The organism is Pseudomonas sp. B21-040 (assembly GCF_024748695.1).
Taxonomy (GTDB): domain Bacteria; phylum Pseudomonadota; class Gammaproteobacteria; order Pseudomonadales; family Pseudomonadaceae; genus Aquipseudomonas.
In genome coordinates this window covers 3,734,210-3,750,065 of sequence record NZ_CP087176.1, presented here as the reverse complement: position 1 = coordinate 3,750,065, position 15,856 = coordinate 3,734,210, and the positions used below count along the sequence as shown (strand labels likewise).

Here is a 15,856-nt window from a genome sequence, read left to right as displayed (position 1 = left end):
ACTCCAGCATGCGCACCGAACAACCGAAGATGATTTACCTGAAAGACTATCAGGCGCCCGAGTACCTGATCGACGAGACGCACCTGACCTTCGAGTTGTTCGAGGACCACAGCCTGGTCCATGCGCAACTGGTGATGCGCCGCAATCCCGAGCGCGGCCCGGGCCTGCCGCCGCTGGTACTGGACGGCCAGCAGTTGGAGCTGCTATCGGTGACCCTGGCTGATCGCGAGCTGAGCGAAAGCGACTATCAGTTGACGGAAAATCATCTGACCCTGCACCCGACCAGCACCACCTTCACGGTCGATACCAGCGTCAAGATCCACCCGGAAACCAACACCGCGCTGGAAGGTTTGTATAAATCCAGCGGCATGTTCTGCACCCAGTGCGAAGCCGAAGGCTTCCGCAAGATCACCTATTACCTCGACCGCCCGGACGTGATGAGCAAGTTCACCACCACGGTCGTCGCCGAACAACACAGCTATCCGGTGCTGCTGTCCAACGGCAATCCAATTTCCAGCGGTCCCGGCGAAGACGGCCGGCACTGGGCGACCTGGGAAGACCCGTTCATGAAACCGGCGTACCTGTTCGCGCTGGTGGCCGGTGATTTGTGGTGCGTCGAAGACACCTTCACCACCATGACCGAGCGTTCCGTGGCATTGCGTATCTACGTCGAGCCGGAAAACATCGACAAGTGCCAGCACGCCATGAACAGCCTGAAGAAGTCGATGCGCTGGGATGAAGAAGTGTACGGTCGCGAGTACGACCTGGACATCTTCATGATTGTCGCGGTCAACGACTTCAACATGGGCGCCATGGAGAACAAGGGCCTCAACATCTTCAACTCCAGCGCCGTGCTGGCCCGCGCCGAAACCGCAACCGACGCCGCGCACCAGCGCGTCGAAGCCATTGTCGCCCACGAATACTTCCACAACTGGTCGGGCAACCGCGTGACCTGCCGCGACTGGTTCCAGTTGTCGCTGAAGGAAGGCTTCACCGTGTTCCGCGATGCCGGGTTCTCCTCGGACATGAACTCGGCCACGGTCAAGCGCATCCAGGACGTGGCTTACCTGCGCACGCACCAGTTCGCCGAAGACGCAGGCCCCATGGCTCACGCCGTGCGGCCGGACAGCTTCATCGAAATTTCCAACTTCTACACCCTGACCGTGTACGAAAAGGGTTCGGAAGTGGTCGGCATGATCCACACCTTGCTCGGCGCCGAAGGTTTCCGTAAGGGCAGCGACCTGTATTTCGACCGCCACGACGGCCAGGCCGTGACCTGCGACGACTTCATCAAGGCGATGGAGGACGCCAACGGTGTCGACCTGACCCAGTTCAAGCGCTGGTACAGCCAGGCCGGTACCCCGCGTCTGGTCGTTAGCGAGTCGTACGATGCGGCGGCGAAAACCTACAGCCTGACGTTCCGTCAAAGCTGCCCGGCGACCCCGGACAAGGTTGAAAAACTGCCGTTCGTGATTCCTGTGGAATTGGGCCTGCTGGACGCCAAAGGTGCGGCGATTGCCTTGCGCCTGTCCGGCGAAGCCTGCGCTCAGGGCACGTCGCGGGTGATCTCGGTGATTGAAGCCGAGCAGACCTTCACCTTCGTCGACATCGCTGAACAGCCGTTGCCTTCATTGCTGCGTGGTTTCTCGGCGCCGGTCAAACTGAGCTTCCCGTACAACCGCGATCAACTGATGTTCCTGATGCAGCATGACAGCGACGGCTTCAACCGCTGGGATGCGGGCCAGCAATTGTCGGTGCAAGTGCTGCAAGAGCTGATCGCCCAACACCAGGCCGGCGAAGCCTTGGTGCTGGATCAGCGCCTGGTGTCGGCGTTGCGCACCGTGCTGTCCGACGAGACGCTGGACCAGGCCATGGTCGCGGAAATGCTTTCGTTGCCGGGTGAGGCGTACCTGACTGAAATCAGCGAAGTGGCTGATGTCGATGCGATTCACATTGCCCGTGAGTTTGCTCGCAAGCAATTGGCTGAAGGGTTGTTCGAGGCGTTGTGGCTGCGTTATCAGGCCAATCGCGAGCTGTCGAAGAAAACCCCGTACGTGGCCGAGGCCGAGCACTTCGCTCGTCGCGCGTTGCAGAACATTGCGCTGTCGTACCTGATGTTGAGCGCTAAACCGCAAGTGTTGGCGGCGACGCTTGAACAGTTCGAGGCGAGCGACAACATGACCGAGCGCCTGACGGCGTTGGCGGTGCTGGTCAATTCGTCGTTTGAAGCAGAGAAAGCCAAGGCGCTGGCGAGTTTTGCCGAGCACTTCAAGGACAATCCGCTGGTCATGGATCAGTGGTTCAGCGTTCAGGCGGGCAGTGCGTTGCCGGGTGGTCTGGAGCGTGTGCGTCAGTTGATGCAGCATCCGGCGTTCAACATGAAGAACCCGAACAAGGTGCGGGCGCTGGTCGGTGCGTTTGCCGGGCAGAACCTGATCAACTTCCATGCGGCGGATGGTTCGGGGTATCGCTTCCTCGCGGATCTGGTGATCGAGTTGAACGGGTTTAATCCGCAGATCGCTTCGCGCCAGTTGGCGCCGCTGACTCGCTGGCGCAAGTATGACGATGCGCGTCAGGCGTTGATGAAAGGTGAGCTGGAGCGCATTCGTGCTTCGGGTCAGCTGTCCAGCGATGTGTTTGAAGTGGTCAGCAAAAGCCTGGCTTGAGGCTGGCTTTGATCCCACGGGTTCACTCGGAACCTGTGGGGCTGGCTTTTCTGCCGTGGCGGCCTTTGGGCCGACCATGTTCTTGTTCGTTGTGTACATATCCGTTGCTGCGGTAACGGCCACTTAGGGTTTCGCCCTTACGGCGACTCACTTTTTTTTCAAACGCCAAAAAAAAGTAAGCAAAAAAAGGCTCGCCCCGAGCGTCCGGCCCCTCGCTAAAGCTCGGCGTTCCTTCGCTCCGGTATCCCTCCGGGGACACTGCCCTCCGGTCTGCTTCGCTACGACCTACATGCAGCGTGTTCGACTGCGTCGAACGGCGCTACGCGCCACTCCCCGGATGAACACCTCCACTCAGCCTCCCGAAGGGGCGGGTGGATCAAGATCAAAAGCTGCAGGCGAGCTAACGCTCGGCCTGGTGAGTGGTGAGGGGCAAGAGCGGGTGTGGGGTGTTTTGCTTTTTGTGGGAGCGGGCTTGCCAGCGATGGCGGCCTGCCAGCCGACCGATCTATTACCCGCGGACTCATTCCCTGTAGGAGCCTGGCTTGCCAGCGATGGCGGCCTGACAGCCGACCAATCTCTTCCAGATGTACCCAGTCCCTGTAGGAGCCTGGCTTGAACTGGTCAAGTAATCTCGGACACCGATTACGGTGTTTATGCCGCTTTTTGCTCCATGGCTATTGGCGACAGGTAGTCGTTATAGCTATGGAGTCTGGTGCGGTTGTAGTACATGAAGAAGCGCACGATATCGGTTTTGGCTTCCTCGATCAGGCTGTAACCGCCACGAGGCACCCACTCTGACTTGAGCGTGCCGAAAAAGCGTTCTGTCGGCGCATTATCCCAGCACTGCCCGCGATGACTCATGCTTTGCAAAATGTCGTGTTGCAGCAGCTCTTCTTGAAACTTGCGACTGGTGTACTGACATCCCTGATCTGAGTGAAACATCAGCCCAGGAGGACACGTTCGTACCTCTGTCGCCATACGCAGCGCTTTGCTGACCAAGTTGGCGTCATTGACCAGAGAAAATGCCCAGCCAATAACCCTTCGGGCATACAGATCGATCACGATGGCCAGATGAACCCAACGTTTGCCCACCATCAAACTGGTGACGTCGCCACACCAAACCTGATCGATTGCAGTCGGTTTGAAGTTGCGCTTGAGCCGATTGGGCGCGACAAATGCTTCCACTCCTTTGGATCTGAAAGGGTGAGGCTGGCGTTGTTTACTGACGATATTGGCCTCTCTCATCAGCGCTCTGACAAGACTCCTTCCAGCTGTAATGCTTTGGGATTTCAGGCCTTTACTGATCATTCTGGAGCCCATGGCTTCGCGGCTTTCGCTGTGCAGCTCAACTACTTTCAGCTTGAGCTCTTCGCGTTTGCGCCTCGGTTTGGCGCGTCGCTGAATCCACTCATAAAAGCTGCTGCGCTTCACACCGAAAACACGACACACCACAGCCGTCGGGAATGACTCTCTTAGCTCTGCGATCATCGAAAACGATCGGGATCCGACATCAAGAGAGCGGTAGCCTTTTTTAGGATATCGGCTTCCATCTCCATGCGCTTGATCTTGGCTTTTAGTTCCTGGATCTGGCGCTGATCTTCGGTGATTGCCTTGGTGCCTTTGACTGGCTGCCCTTCACGTTCCTTACGAACCTGATCGACCCAGCGCCGTAAAGCGGTGGGCCCGATATCCAGCGATGCACAAACATCTGAAACCGGGCAGTTATCATCAAGCACCATGCTGGCAGCATGAAGCTTGAACTCGCGCGTATAGACCTTTCTTTCGTTCATGGAGCCTCCAAGTTGGCGAAATCATATCGCCCTTAAGAGGTGTCCGAAATTATTAGGCCAGTTCAGGCTTGCCAGCGATGGCGACCTGCCGGCAGACCAGTCTCTAACAGACGACCCCCGGTCCAATTGTAGGAGCGAGCCTGCTCGCGATGCTTTTGGCTTTTGGCTTTTGATCTTGATCTTGATCTTGATCTGCTTTTGATCTTTCGCCCCTTCGGCAGGCCGAGCGTAGGTGTTCATCAGGGGGTTAGGCGCGTAGCGCCGTGCGGCGAAGCCGCACACATCGAGAGGAGGTCGTCGCGAAGCAGACCGTAGGCGATGCCCCCTGATGGACATCGTAGCGAGGGAACACTGAGCTTTAGCGAAGTGCCGTACGCCGGGACGAAGCCTTTTGCTTACTTTTCGGCGTCTGGAAAAGTGAGTCGCTGTAAGAGCGAAACCGCCAGAAGCCGTTACCGCAGCAACGGATATGTACACACATCGAAATCACGCATCCGAATGCTTTGCTATTCAGCAGCCACCCATCCCCCTCAGGTTAACAAAACATAACGTGGCGTCGATTGTCAGACCTTTCCAAACCCCGATAGGATAAGCCAGCTTCCGAAGGGGCTCTAGATTGCGCGTTTCAGGACTCAACTCCAAAACAGCCAATCGCAACAAGCACCCTTACGGCGCCCTGAAAGGTTGAATGACCTAACAATAATAATGGGGGAAGGTCTATGAGTGAGCCTGTCATGGGTGTGGGTATCTGCCGCCCGCCGGCATTACGCAAAATCGCGTTGCTGGCTACAGCGCTCTCGCTGTTGGGCTGTGCCGTGTTGTCGGCACCAGTGCTGGCCGCCGCAGCGCCAGCATCCGATACCGTATATGCCATCGAATCGGCCAAGGCTGCCAAAAGTCTGATGCTCGATGTCGTCCACGCCGGCAAGCGCCTGGTGGCGGTCGGGGATCGTGGGCATATTTTGTATTCCGATGACCAGGGCGCGACCTGGGCTCAAGCCAAGGTGCCGACCCGCGCACTGCTGACGTCGGTGTTTTTCGTCGATGACAAACACGGTTGGGCCGTCGGTCATGACGCACAGATCCTCGCCAGCGAGGACGGCGGCGTCACCTGGACCAAGCAATTCGAAGATTTGAAACGCGAAGCGCCGTTGCTCGACGTCTGGTTCAAGGACGTCAACAGCGGCTTTGCCGTGGGCGCGTATGGCGCACTGCTGGAAACCACCGACGGCGGCAAACACTGGGAAGACGCCAGTGACCGCCTGGATAACGAAGACCAGTACCACCTCAATGGCATCGCATCTGTAAAAGATGCCGGGCTGTTCATCGTAGGCGAACAGGGCAGCATGTTCCGCTCCGCCGATTGGGGCCAGACCTGGGAAAAACTTGAAGGCCCGTACCAAGGCTCGCTGTTCGGCGTGATCGGTACGGCGCAAGCCAATACGCTGCTGGCTTACGGCCTGCGCGGCAATCTCTACCGCTCCACGGATTTCGGCAGCACCTGGGAACAGGTTGAGCTGAAAGCCGCTCGCGGCGCGCTGGAGTTCGGGTTGTCGGGCGCAACGCTGCTCGACGACGGCTCCATCGTGATCGTCGGCAACGGCGGCTCGGTGATCCGCAGCAACGACAACGGCGAAACCTTCAGCGTGTTCAACCGTCCGGATCGCATTTCCGTTTCGGCAGTCACGGCGGCGGGCAACGGTAATCTGATTCTGGCAGGACAGGGCGGCGTTCGCGCTACTTCGCCAACCGGCTCAGAGCTGGGCAAATAATAAGAAGGGCGGAGCTATGACATCCATGACAAGTCATCACCAAGACAAGGCGACGTTTCTTGAGCGCCTGATTTTCAACAACCGCCCGGCAGTGATCACGATCTGCCTGTTGGTCAGCATTTTCCTGTTCTGGCAGGCGACGCTGATCCGGCCATCCACCAGTTTCGAAAAAATGATCCCGCTGGAGCATCCCTTCATTCAAAAGATGATGGAGCACCGCAACGATCTGGCGAACCTGGGCAACACGGTACGAATTTCCGTAGAAGCCACTGACGGCGATATCTTCTCCAAGGAGTACATGGAGACCCTGCGTCAGATCAACGACGAGGTGTTCTACATTTCCGGCGTCGACCGTTCCGGCCTCAAGTCGCTGTGGAGTCCGAGCGTGCGCTGGACCGAGGTGACAGAGGAGGGCTTCGCCGGTGGTGAAGTGATCCCGCAGAGCTATAACGGGTCGCAGCAAAGCCTTGATCTGCTGCGCAATAACGTCCTCAAGTCCGGTCAGGTCGGGCGTCTGGTGGCCAACGACTTCAAATCGAGCATTGTCGATATCCCGCTGCTGGAGTCCTACCCGGACCCGCAGGACCAGGGCAAGTTGCTGGCACTGGACTACCGTCAGTTCTCCCACCAGCTGGAAGAAAAGATCCGCGACAAGTTTGAAAAGCAGAACCCTAACGTGCAGGTCCACATCGTCGGTTTCGCCAAGAAAGTCGGCGATCTGATCGATGGCCTGGTCATGGTGGTGATGTTCTTTGGCGTTGCCTTCATCATCACGCTGATCCTGCTCTACTGGTTCACCAACTGCATGCGCAGCACCGTGGCGGTACTCAGTACCACGCTGGTGGCGGTGGTCTGGCAGCTTGGGTTGATGCACTTCTTCGGCTTCGGGCTTGACCCGTATTCGATGCTGGTGCCGTTCCTGATCTTCGCCATTGGTATTTCCCACGGCGTACAGAAGATCAACGGTATTGCCTTGCAATCCAGCGAGGCCGACAACGCGCTGACCGCTGCGCGACGCACGTTCCGTCAACTGTTCCTGCCGGGGATGATCGCGATCCTTGCGGATGCGGTGGGTTTCATCACGCTGCTGATCATTGATATCGGTGTGATTCGTGAACTGGCCATCGGCGCGTCCATCGGCGTGGCGGTGATCGTGTTTACCAACCTGATCCTGCTGCCGGTGGCGATTTCCTACGTCGGTATCAGCAAGCGCGCCGTTGAACGTAGCAAGAAAGACGCACACCGCGAGCACCCGTTCTGGCGCCTGCTGTCGAACTTTGCCAGCCCGAAAGTTGCGCCGGTGTCCATCGTGCTGGCCTTGCTGGCCTTTGGTGGCGGCCTCTGGTACAGCCAGAACCTGAAAATCGGTGACCTCGATCAGGGCGCACCTGAACTGCGTCCGGATTCGCGCTACAACAAGGACAACAACTTCATCATCAGCAACTACTCCACCAGTTCCGACGTGTTGGTGGTGATGGTCAAGACCAAGGCTGAAGGCTGCTCGCGCTACGAAGCCATGAGGCCCATCGACGAGCTGATGTGGAAGATGCAGAACACCGAGGGCGTGCAGTCGGCGATCTCTCTGGTGACCGTGTCCAAGCAGATGATCAAGGGCATGAACGAGGGCAACCTGAAATGGGAAACCCTGTCGCGTAACCCGGACGTGTTGAACAACTCCATCGCCCGTGCCGATGGCCTGTACAACAACAGCTGCTCCCTGGCACCCGTGCTGGTGTTCCTCAACGATCACAAGGCGGCGACCCTTGATCGCGCCGTCCATGCGGTGCAGGACTTCGCCAAGGAGAACAACAAGGACGGCCTGGAATTCATCCTCGCCGCCGGTAACGCAGGGATCGAAGCGGCCACCAACGAGGTGATCAAGGAGTCCGAGCTGACCATCCTGATCCTCGTCTACATCTGCGTTGCGACCATGTGCATGATCACCTTCCGCTCGTGGGCGGCGACCTTGTGCATCGTCTTGCCTCTGGTGTTGACGTCGGTACTCGGCAACGCCCTGATGGCCTTCATGGGCATCGGCGTGAAAGTCGCGACCCTGCCGGTGGTGGCGCTGGGTGTGGGGATTGGCGTGGACTACGGCATCTACATCTACAGCCGCCTGGAAAGTTTCCTGCGTGCCGGCCTGCCGTTGCAGGAAGCCTATTACCAGACGCTCAAGTCCACCGGTAAAGCCGTGCTGTTCACCGGTTTGTGCCTGGCCATCGGTGTGTGCACCTGGATCTTCTCGGCCATCAAGTTCCAGGCTGACATGGGCCTGATGCTGACCTTCATGCTGCTCTGGAACATGTTCGGTGCGCTGTGGCTGCTGCCTGCGCTGGCCCGTTTCCTGATCAAACCGGAGAAACTGGCCGGGCAGAAGGGCAACTCGCTGTTCGCTCACTGATCCTTGCCTGAAATAAAAAAGCCGCAACCTTGGTTGCGGCTTTTTTCATCCCGAATTCAACACTAAACCCTGTAGGAGCAGAGCTTGCTCGCGATGGCGGTAGAACATTCAACATCTATGTTGACTGACACTCCGACATCGCGAGCAAGCTCTGCTCCTACAGGGGATTTCTCCAACAGTTGGAATGTGTTGGGTCAGTTGGGATCGCTACCCAAGACCACATTCAACGCACTGCGTGCATCATCGAGCTGCACCAGCGTCGCGTGCCGTGCGCCGAGCGCATCGCGATTCTCGATGGCGGTGAGGATTGCCTTGTGCCGGGGCAGCGCCAGTTCATGCAGGTTCGGCCGCTGGTTGGAATGCTTCAACGCTTCGGCAATCGCCACTGACAGCATGTTGCACAGGTTGGCCAACAGATCGTTGTGGGTGGCGTCGGCGATTCGGCTGTGGAAATCCAGATCGGGTTGCAGCAGTGCTTCCGGAGTCGGGGCGGCTTCCATGCGTTGGTAGGCTTCACCGATGGCGGCGATGTCCGCATCGGTCGCGAACTGCGCGGCGAGGGCAGCTGCAGCGGGTTCGATGATGGCGCGAACACTGGTCAGCAGGTCGAAAAATTGATTCTGCGGGCTGCTCTGCATCAGCCAATGCAGCACGTCGGGGTCGAGCATGTGCCAGTCTTTGCGCGGCTTGACCACAGTGCCGACGCGTGGACGCGAATACACCAGGCCTTTGGCGACCAATACCCGGGTGGCCTCTCGCAGTACCGGGCGGCTGACCGCGTACTCCTCACACAGCAGGGCTTCGGCGGGCAGTTTGTCGTCCGGTTTGAAGCGCCCGGAAACGATCTGCATGCCCAGCTCCTGGACAATGCGCGAGTGCATGCTTTTACGGTCGGAGGGTTTGCGGTAATCCATGGGGAACGGCGCGATCCTGTGCGATGGAGGTGTCGCGCATGATAACAGGCACGACGGGCATTCATCAGATCAGAAGTCAGCGAATGCCTTGTTCATGATCGTTCCAACGCTCCGCGTGGGAATGCCGCTCGTGACGCTCTGCGTCACTTGTTTCGGGGGGGACGCGGAGCGTCCCTTGAGGCGTTCCCACGCAGAGCGCGGGAACGATCGGTCGGGTGGGTCAGTGAGAATGGCGCGGCACTTCAGCCCCGCGGCAGCCCACCAGGAAGTCAAAGTCGCAACCCTGATCCGCCTGCAGCACATGGTCGATGTACAACTGACGATATCCGCCAAGGATCATCTGTTGCGGTGGTTGCAGGTCGGCCATGCGCGCCGCCAGTTCGGGGTCCGGAATGTCCAGGTGCAAACGGCCGCTGGCGCAGTCCAGTTCGATCCAGTCGCCTTCTTTTACCGCGGCCAATGGTCCGCCAGCCGCCGCTTCTGGCGCGACGTGCAGCACCACGGTGCCATACGCGGTGCCACTCATGCGCGCATCGGAAATACGCACCATGTCCGTCACGCCCTGGGCCAGTAACTTGGCCGGCAAGCCCATGTTGCCGACTTCGGCCATGCCCGGATAACCCTTGGGTCCGCAGTTTTTCATGACCAGAATCGAGTTGGCGTCGACGTCGAGTTCCGGATCGTTGATCCGTGCCTTGTACATGTCGAAGTTTTCAAACACCACTGCGCGCCCACGATGTTGCATCAATTGCGGCGTGGCGGCGGACGGCTTGAGCACTGCGCCCAGGGGGGCCAGGTTGCCGCGCAAGACACAGATGCCGCCGTCGGCGCGGATCGGGTTGTCGAGGGTGCGGATCACTTCATCCTGACCATAAATAGGCGCGTCCTTGGTGTTCTCGCCGAGGGTCTTGCCGTTGACGGTCAAGGCGTTCGGGTTGGGAATCAGGTTCGCTTCGCCCAGGCGACGCAGCACGGCGGGCAAGCCACCGGCGTAGTAGAACTCTTCCATCAGGAAGCGCCCGGACGGTTGCAGGTCGACAATGGTCGGCATGCCACGACCGATGCGGGTCCAGTCATCCAGGTCCAGTTGCACGCCAATACGGCCGGCAATGGCTTTCAAATGGATCACCGCGTTGGTGGAACCACCGATTGCCGCGTTGACACGGATGGCGTTTTCGAAGGCTTCCTTGGTGAGGATTTTCGACAGCTTCAAGTCTTCGCGGACCATCTCCACCGCGCGCATGCCGGACATGTGCGCCAGTACATAGCGGCGTGAGTCGACCGCCGGAATGGCTGCGTTGTGGGGCAGGGACGTGCCCAGTGCTTCGGCCATGCACGCCATGGTGGAGGCCGTGCCCATGGTGTTGCAGGTGCCGGCCGAGCGGGACATGCCGCCCTCGGCCGCGAGGAAATCGTCGAGGGTGATGGTGCCGGCCTTGACCTGCTCGCTGAGCTGCCAGACCACAGTGCCCGAGCCGATGTCCTGACCCTTGTGCTTGCCATTGAGCATCGGTCCGCCAGTGACGACGATGGCTGGCACGTCGCAACTGGCTGCGCCCATCAGCAGGGCCGGGGTGGTTTTGTCGCAACCGGTCAGCAGCACCACGCCATCAATCGGGTTGCCGCGAATGGCTTCTTCGACGTCCATGCTCGTGAGGTTACGGGTGAACATGGCGGTAGGGCGCAGGTTGGATTCGCCGTTGGAGAACACCGGGAATTCCACTGGAAAGCCCCCGGCTTCGATCACCCCGCGTTTGACGTGCTCCGCAATCTGACGGAAGTGCGCGTTGCACGGGGTCAGTTCCGACCAGGTGTTGCAGATGCCGATAATCGGCTTACCTTGGAATTGGTGGTCGGCGATGCCCTGATTCTTCATCCAGCTGCGGTACATGAAGCCGTTCTTGTCGGCGGTACCAAACCATTGGGCGGAGCGCAGGGTGGGTTTCTTATCAGACATGATCGATTCTCTTATTGTATGACTATATGGTTCTGGATGAGGCGTAACATAAGCTCAAATTCGCGGGTTTGGAAGTGTTGTCGGGTAATTAGTATTACTATATAGTCGTTTTCAACGGAGGGATGGTCCTGGCGATTTTTGGCGAGAGGCGTCCTCCGAGGTTCTATAACAACAACAATCGGAGACCGATCTCATGAGCCAGGAACTGCGGCTTATCCGCCGCATCACGCTGAAACTGATTCCCTTCCTGATCCTGCTGTACCTGATCGCCTATGTGGATCGCTCCGCAGTGGGGTTTGCCAAGTTGCACATGGGCGCCGACATTGGCCTCGGTGATGCCGCTTACGGTCTCGGTGCCGGGTTGTTTTTCATCGGCTACTTCCTGCTGGAAATTCCCAGCAACCTGATGCTCGACCGTTTCGGCGCGAGACGCTGGTTTGCGCGGATCATGGTCACCTGGGGCGCCATCACCATCGGCATGGCGTTCGTCCAGGGGCCGAACAGCTTCTATGTGATGCGCTTTCTGCTCGGTGCGGCGGAAGCCGGGTTCTTTCCGGGTGTTCTGTACTACATCACTCAGTGGTTCCCGATTCGCCATCGCGGCAAAATCCTCGGCCTGTTCATCCTTTCCCAACCGATCGCAATGATGGTCACCGGCCCGGTGTCCGGCGGTTTGCTGGGCATGGACGGCACGCTCGGTTTGCACGGCTGGCAGTGGTTGTTCATCGTCATTGGCACGCCGGCGATCCTGCTGACCTGGCCGGTGCTGCGTTACCTGCCTGATGGCCCGCAGCAAGTGAAATGGATGGACCAGGCCGAGAAGGACTGGCTCGCCGGCGAGCTGAAAAAAGACCTTGAGGAATACGGCCAGACCCGCCACGGCAACCCGTTGCATGCGCTCAAAGACAAGCGAGTCTTGCTGCTGGCGCTGTTTTATCTGCCGGTGACGTTGAGCATCTATGGCCTGGGCCTGTGGTTGCCGACCTTGATCAAGCAGTTTGGCGGCAGCGACCTGGTCACCGGTTTCGTTTCGGCGGTGCCGTACATCTTCGGGATCGTCGGCCTGCTGATCATTCCGCGCAGTTCCGACCGTTTGAATGATCGCTACGGACATCTGGCCGTCTTGTATGTGCTGGGTGCCATCGGCCTGTTCCTCAGCGCCTGGCTGACCGTGCCGGTGCTGCAACTGGCGGCCCTGTGCCTGGTGGCGTTTGCGCTGTTTTCCTGCACGGCGGTGTTCTGGACCTTGCCGGGGCGTTTCTTTGCCGGCGCCAGCGCGGCGGCCGGTATCGCCCTGATCAACTCGGTGGGCAACCTCGGCGGTTACATCGGTCCGTTCGTGATCGGTGCGCTGAAGGAGTACACCGGCAACCTCGCGTCGGGGCTGTATTTCCTGTCCTGCGTGATGGTGTTCGGGTTGGTGCTGACCGGCGTGGTCTATCGGTTGCTGGAGCGCAAGCATGTGCTGCCGGCTGATCAGTTTGCCGCCAGTGCGCGCGGCGCAACCCGTTCCTGACACAAAACCTGTAGGAGCAGAGCTTGCTCGCGATGGCGGCAGAACATTCAGCATCGATGTCATCTGTCAGGCCCCAATCGCGAGCAAGCTTTGCTCCTACAGGGGGGTAGCGGTGTTTTGAAGAATTGTTTACAGGAGAAAACCATGCGTTTGGTTCAGTTCGAATTGAGTAACGGCGAGCGTCGCGTCGGCGTCGTCGAGGGCGGTCTGGTGCGTGAAGTGCAGGATGCGCACACAGTCCGCGACCTGGCGTTGGCAGCAATTGAGGCGGGCACTGATCTGGCGCAACAGGTGAAAGTCCTCGGCCTGGGCATCAGCCACGACTACGCCGAGTTGCTGGCCACGTTGCGTATCCTGCCGCCACTGGATCACCCGGACGCGGCACACATGCTGGTCAGCGGTACGGGCCTGACCCACTTGGGCAGCGCTTCGGCCCGGGACAAGATGCATCAACACGCCGGTGACGAAGCGGCCATGACCGACACCATGCGCATCTTCAAATGGGGCGTGGAAGGCGGAAAACCGCAAGCAGGGCAGGCCGGTGTGCAACCGGAATGGTTCTACAAGGGCGACGGCAGCATCGTCGTTCGGCCGGGCAAGCCGTTCCCGCTGCCGCCCTTCGCCGAAGACGCGGGCGAAGAGCCGGAACTCGCCGGCCTCTACGTCATCGGCCACGATGGCAAGCCTTATCGCCTCGGTTATGCGGTCGGTAACGAGTTCTCCGATCACGTTATGGAGCGAAAAAATTACCTGTACCTGGCGCACTCCAAATTGCGCAGTTGCAGTTATGGTCCGGAACTTCGCGTCGGTGATTTGCCGCCACACCTGGCCGGCACCAGCCGCATCCTGCGTGACGGTGAAGTGCTGTGGCAGAACGAGTTTCTCAGCGGCGAAGCCAACATGTGCCATAGCCTGGAAAACCTTGAGTACCACCATTTCAAATACAGCCAGTTCCTGCGCCCGGGGGACGTGCACATTCATTTCTTCGGCACCGCGACGCTGTCGTTTGCCGATGGCATCCGCACCCGACCGGGTGATGTATTCGAAATCAGCCAGGCCGAATTCGGCGCACCGCTGATCAACGGCATTGCGCCGGTTGAAGCGGCATTCGAACCCGGCACCGTTGGCAGCCTTTAAGGAGATCCGTATGACCCAGATCCTTGGTCACAATTACATCGGCGGTCTGCGCAGTGCGACGGGCACCGTCAAACTCCAGAGCGTCGACGCCACCACGGGCGAGGCCTTGCCTCATGAGTTTTATCAGGCCACCGAGCAAGAAGTGGACGCCGCCGCCACGGCTGCCGGCGCGGCGTATCCGGCCTTTCGCAGCTTGAGTGCCGAGCGACGGGCGCAGTTTCTGGACGCCATCGCCGATGAACTCGATGCCCTCGGCGATGACTTTGTCGCCGTGGTCTGTCGCGAAACCGCGTTGCCCGCCGGACGAATCCAGGGCGAACGCGGTCGCACCAGTGGCCAGATGCGGTTGTTCGCCAAAGTGCTGCGCCGTGGCGATTTTTACGCTGCGCGAATCGACAAGGCGTTGCCCGAGCGCACACCGTTGCCTCGCCCGGACCTGCGCCAATACCGCATCGGCGTCGGCCCGGTCGCAGTGTTTGGTGCCAGCAACTTTCCCTTGGCGTTTTCGACGGCTGGCGGCGACACCGCCTCGGCCCTGGCGGCGGGTTGCCCGGTGGTGTTCAAGGCGCATGGCGGTCACATGGCCACCGCCGAATGGGTGGCTGACGCGATACTGCGCGCCGCGGAAAAAACCGGCATGCCGGCCGGTGTGTTCAACATGATCTACGGGGGCGGGGTCGGCGCAGCGCTGGTCAAGCATCCGGTGATTCAAGCAGTGGGCTTTACCGGCTCGCTGAAGGGCGGTCGCGCCTTGTGCGACATGGCCGCCGCGCGTGCGCATCCCATCCCGGTGTTCGCCGAGATGTCGAGCATCAACCCGGTGATCGTGTTGCCACAGGCGCTGGAAGCCCGGGCGCAAACCATCGCCCGTGACCTGACGGCATCGGTGGTTCAAGGCTGTGGCCAGTTCTGCACCAATCCGGGGCTGGTGATCGGCATTCGTTCACCGCAGTTCAGTGCGTTCGTGCAGCAAGTTGCGTGGATGATCAACGATCAGCCGGCGCAAACCATGCTCAATGCAGGAACCTTGAGCAGCTATGGCCATGGCCTGGACAAGCTCAACGCTCATCCCGGCATCACCCATCTGGCAGGCAATACACAACAGGGCACGCAGGCTCAGCCACAACTGTTCAAGGCTGACGCCAGCCTGTTGATCAGCGGCGACGAAGTCTTGCAGGAAGAAGTGTTCGGCCCGACCACGGTGGTGGTGGAAGTGGCTGATCAGGCGCAACTCAACGCAGCGCTGAAGGGGCTCCATGGGCAACTGACGGCGACGATCATTGGCGACCCGGCGGACTTTGAACAGTTCGGCGAGTTGACGGCGCTGCTGGAGCAAAAGGTCGGACGGATTCTGCTCAACGGTTATCCGACCGGTGTGGAAGTCTGCGATGCGATGGTCCACGGCGGGCCGTACCCGGCAACGTCGGATGCGCGCGGCACGTCGGTGGGCACCTTGGCGATCGACCGTTTTCTGCGCCCGGTGTGCTTCCAGAACTACCCGGACAGCCTGTTGCCGGAGCCGCTGAAGAATGGCAATCCGCTGCGTATCCAGCGGTTGGTGGATGGGCAACCGTCCCGGGAAGCGCTGTAGCTGATCGTTCCCCCCTGTGGGAGCGGGCTTGCCCGCGATGGCGGACTGACAGCCAGCATTGATGTTGAATGTTAAATCGTAATCGCGGGCAAGCCCGCTCCCACATTTGTTC

General features: G+C 59.5%; 10 protein-coding genes. 6 read left to right on the top strand and 4 right to left on the bottom strand.

The annotated features are described in order from the left end of the window. Positions 1 to 8 precede the first annotated feature (8 nt). Positions 9 to 2,666, top strand: coding sequence for an aminopeptidase N (gene pepN, locus LOY55_RS17125; RefSeq protein WP_258665909.1), 2,658 nt, complete (start codon positions 9 to 11; stop codon positions 2,664 to 2,666). 651 nt (positions 2,667 to 3,317) lie between these two features. Here the strand turns inward: pepN and LOY55_RS17120 are convergent. Then, positions 3,318 to 4,154, bottom strand: coding sequence for an IS3 family transposase (locus tag LOY55_RS17120; RefSeq protein WP_223525384.1), 837 nt, complete (start codon positions 4,152 to 4,154; stop codon positions 3,318 to 3,320). Beyond that, a complete protein-coding gene (locus LOY55_RS17115; protein WP_046033372.1) occupies positions 4,151 to 4,456 on the bottom strand; it encodes an IS3 family transposase in 306 nt (101 codons plus the stop codon). Before LOY55_RS17115 ends, LOY55_RS17120 begins: the two co-directional genes overlap by 4 nt. 719 nt (positions 4,457 to 5,175) lie before the next feature. Between LOY55_RS17115 and LOY55_RS17110 the strand changes: the two genes are divergently transcribed. Together LOY55_RS17110 and LOY55_RS17105 are read left to right on the top strand one after the other, a co-directional pair. Then, entirely contained in the window at positions 5,176 to 6,228 is a 1,053-nt protein-coding gene (locus tag LOY55_RS17110; RefSeq protein WP_046032133.1) for a YCF48-related protein, read from the top strand. A 25-nt stretch (positions 6,229 to 6,253) separates the two neighbouring features. Continuing rightward, entirely contained in the window at positions 6,254 to 8,629 is a 2,376-nt protein-coding gene (locus tag LOY55_RS17105) for an RND family transporter (protein ID WP_046032134.1), read from the top strand. 194 nt (positions 8,630 to 8,823) lie between these two features. Here the strand turns inward: LOY55_RS17105 and LOY55_RS17100 are convergent, their stop codons facing one another. Next, complete coding sequence (locus LOY55_RS17100; RefSeq protein WP_258665904.1) at positions 8,824 to 9,543, bottom strand: FadR/GntR family transcriptional regulator; 720 nt, start codon at positions 9,541 to 9,543, stop codon at positions 8,824 to 8,826. A gap of 220 nt (positions 9,544 to 9,763) precedes the next feature. Continuing rightward, the gene (locus LOY55_RS17095; protein WP_109786534.1) at positions 9,764 to 11,500 is read right to left on the bottom strand and encodes an IlvD/Edd family dehydratase; all 1,737 of its coding nucleotides are present in this window, start codon (positions 11,498 to 11,500) and stop codon (positions 9,764 to 9,766) included. Between the two features lie 193 nt (positions 11,501 to 11,693). Here LOY55_RS17095 and LOY55_RS17090 point away from each other — a divergent pair, with 193 nt between their 5' ends. The 3 genes from LOY55_RS17090 to LOY55_RS17080 all read left to right on the top strand — a co-directional run bounded on the left by LOY55_RS17090 (position 11,694) and on the right by LOY55_RS17080 (position 15,744). Further along, on the top strand, positions 11,694 to 13,016 hold the full coding sequence (locus tag LOY55_RS17090) for an MFS transporter (RefSeq protein WP_258665902.1): 1,323 nt from the start codon (positions 11,694 to 11,696) through the stop codon (positions 13,014 to 13,016). Positions 13,017 to 13,160: 144 nt separating this feature from the next. Next, positions 13,161 to 14,153: an AraD1 family protein gene (gene araD1 / locus LOY55_RS17085; RefSeq protein WP_109786532.1), complete on the top strand. Its 993-nt coding sequence runs from the start codon at positions 13,161 to 13,163 to the stop codon at positions 14,151 to 14,153. A gap of 10 nt (positions 14,154 to 14,163) precedes the next feature. Continuing rightward, on the top strand, positions 14,164 to 15,744 hold the full coding sequence (locus tag LOY55_RS17080; protein WP_258665899.1) for an aldehyde dehydrogenase (NADP(+)): 1,581 nt from the start codon (positions 14,164 to 14,166) through the stop codon (positions 15,742 to 15,744). The last annotated feature ends 112 nt before the right edge of the window (positions 15,745 to 15,856 follow it).

Bases quoted from the DNA above. Each gene is read 5' to 3' on its own strand.
- pepN (WP_258665909.1), top strand. From the start codon at position 9: ATGCGCACCGAACAACCGAAGATGATTTACCTGAAAGACTATCAGGCG.
- LOY55_RS17120 (WP_223525384.1), bottom strand. From the start codon at position 4,154: ATGATCGCAGAGCTAAGAGAGTCATTCCCGACGGCTGTGGTGTGTCGT.
- LOY55_RS17115 (WP_046033372.1), bottom strand. From the start codon at position 4,456: ATGAACGAAAGAAAGGTCTATACGCGCGAGTTCAAGCTTCATGCTGCC.
- LOY55_RS17110 (WP_046032133.1), top strand. From the start codon at position 5,176: ATGAGTGAGCCTGTCATGGGTGTGGGTATCTGCCGCCCGCCGGCATTA.
- LOY55_RS17105 (WP_046032134.1), top strand. From the start codon at position 6,254: ATGACAAGTCATCACCAAGACAAGGCGACGTTTCTTGAGCGCCTGATT.
- LOY55_RS17100 (WP_258665904.1), bottom strand. From the start codon at position 9,543: ATGGATTACCGCAAACCCTCCGACCGTAAAAGCATGCACTCGCGCATT.
- LOY55_RS17095 (WP_109786534.1), bottom strand. From the start codon at position 11,500: ATGTCTGATAAGAAACCCACCCTGCGCTCCGCCCAATGGTTTGGTACC.
- LOY55_RS17090 (WP_258665902.1), top strand. From the start codon at position 11,694: ATGAGCCAGGAACTGCGGCTTATCCGCCGCATCACGCTGAAACTGATT.
- araD1 (WP_109786532.1), top strand. From the start codon at position 13,161: ATGCGTTTGGTTCAGTTCGAATTGAGTAACGGCGAGCGTCGCGTCGGC.
- LOY55_RS17080 (WP_258665899.1), top strand. From the start codon at position 14,164: ATGACCCAGATCCTTGGTCACAATTACATCGGCGGTCTGCGCAGTGCG.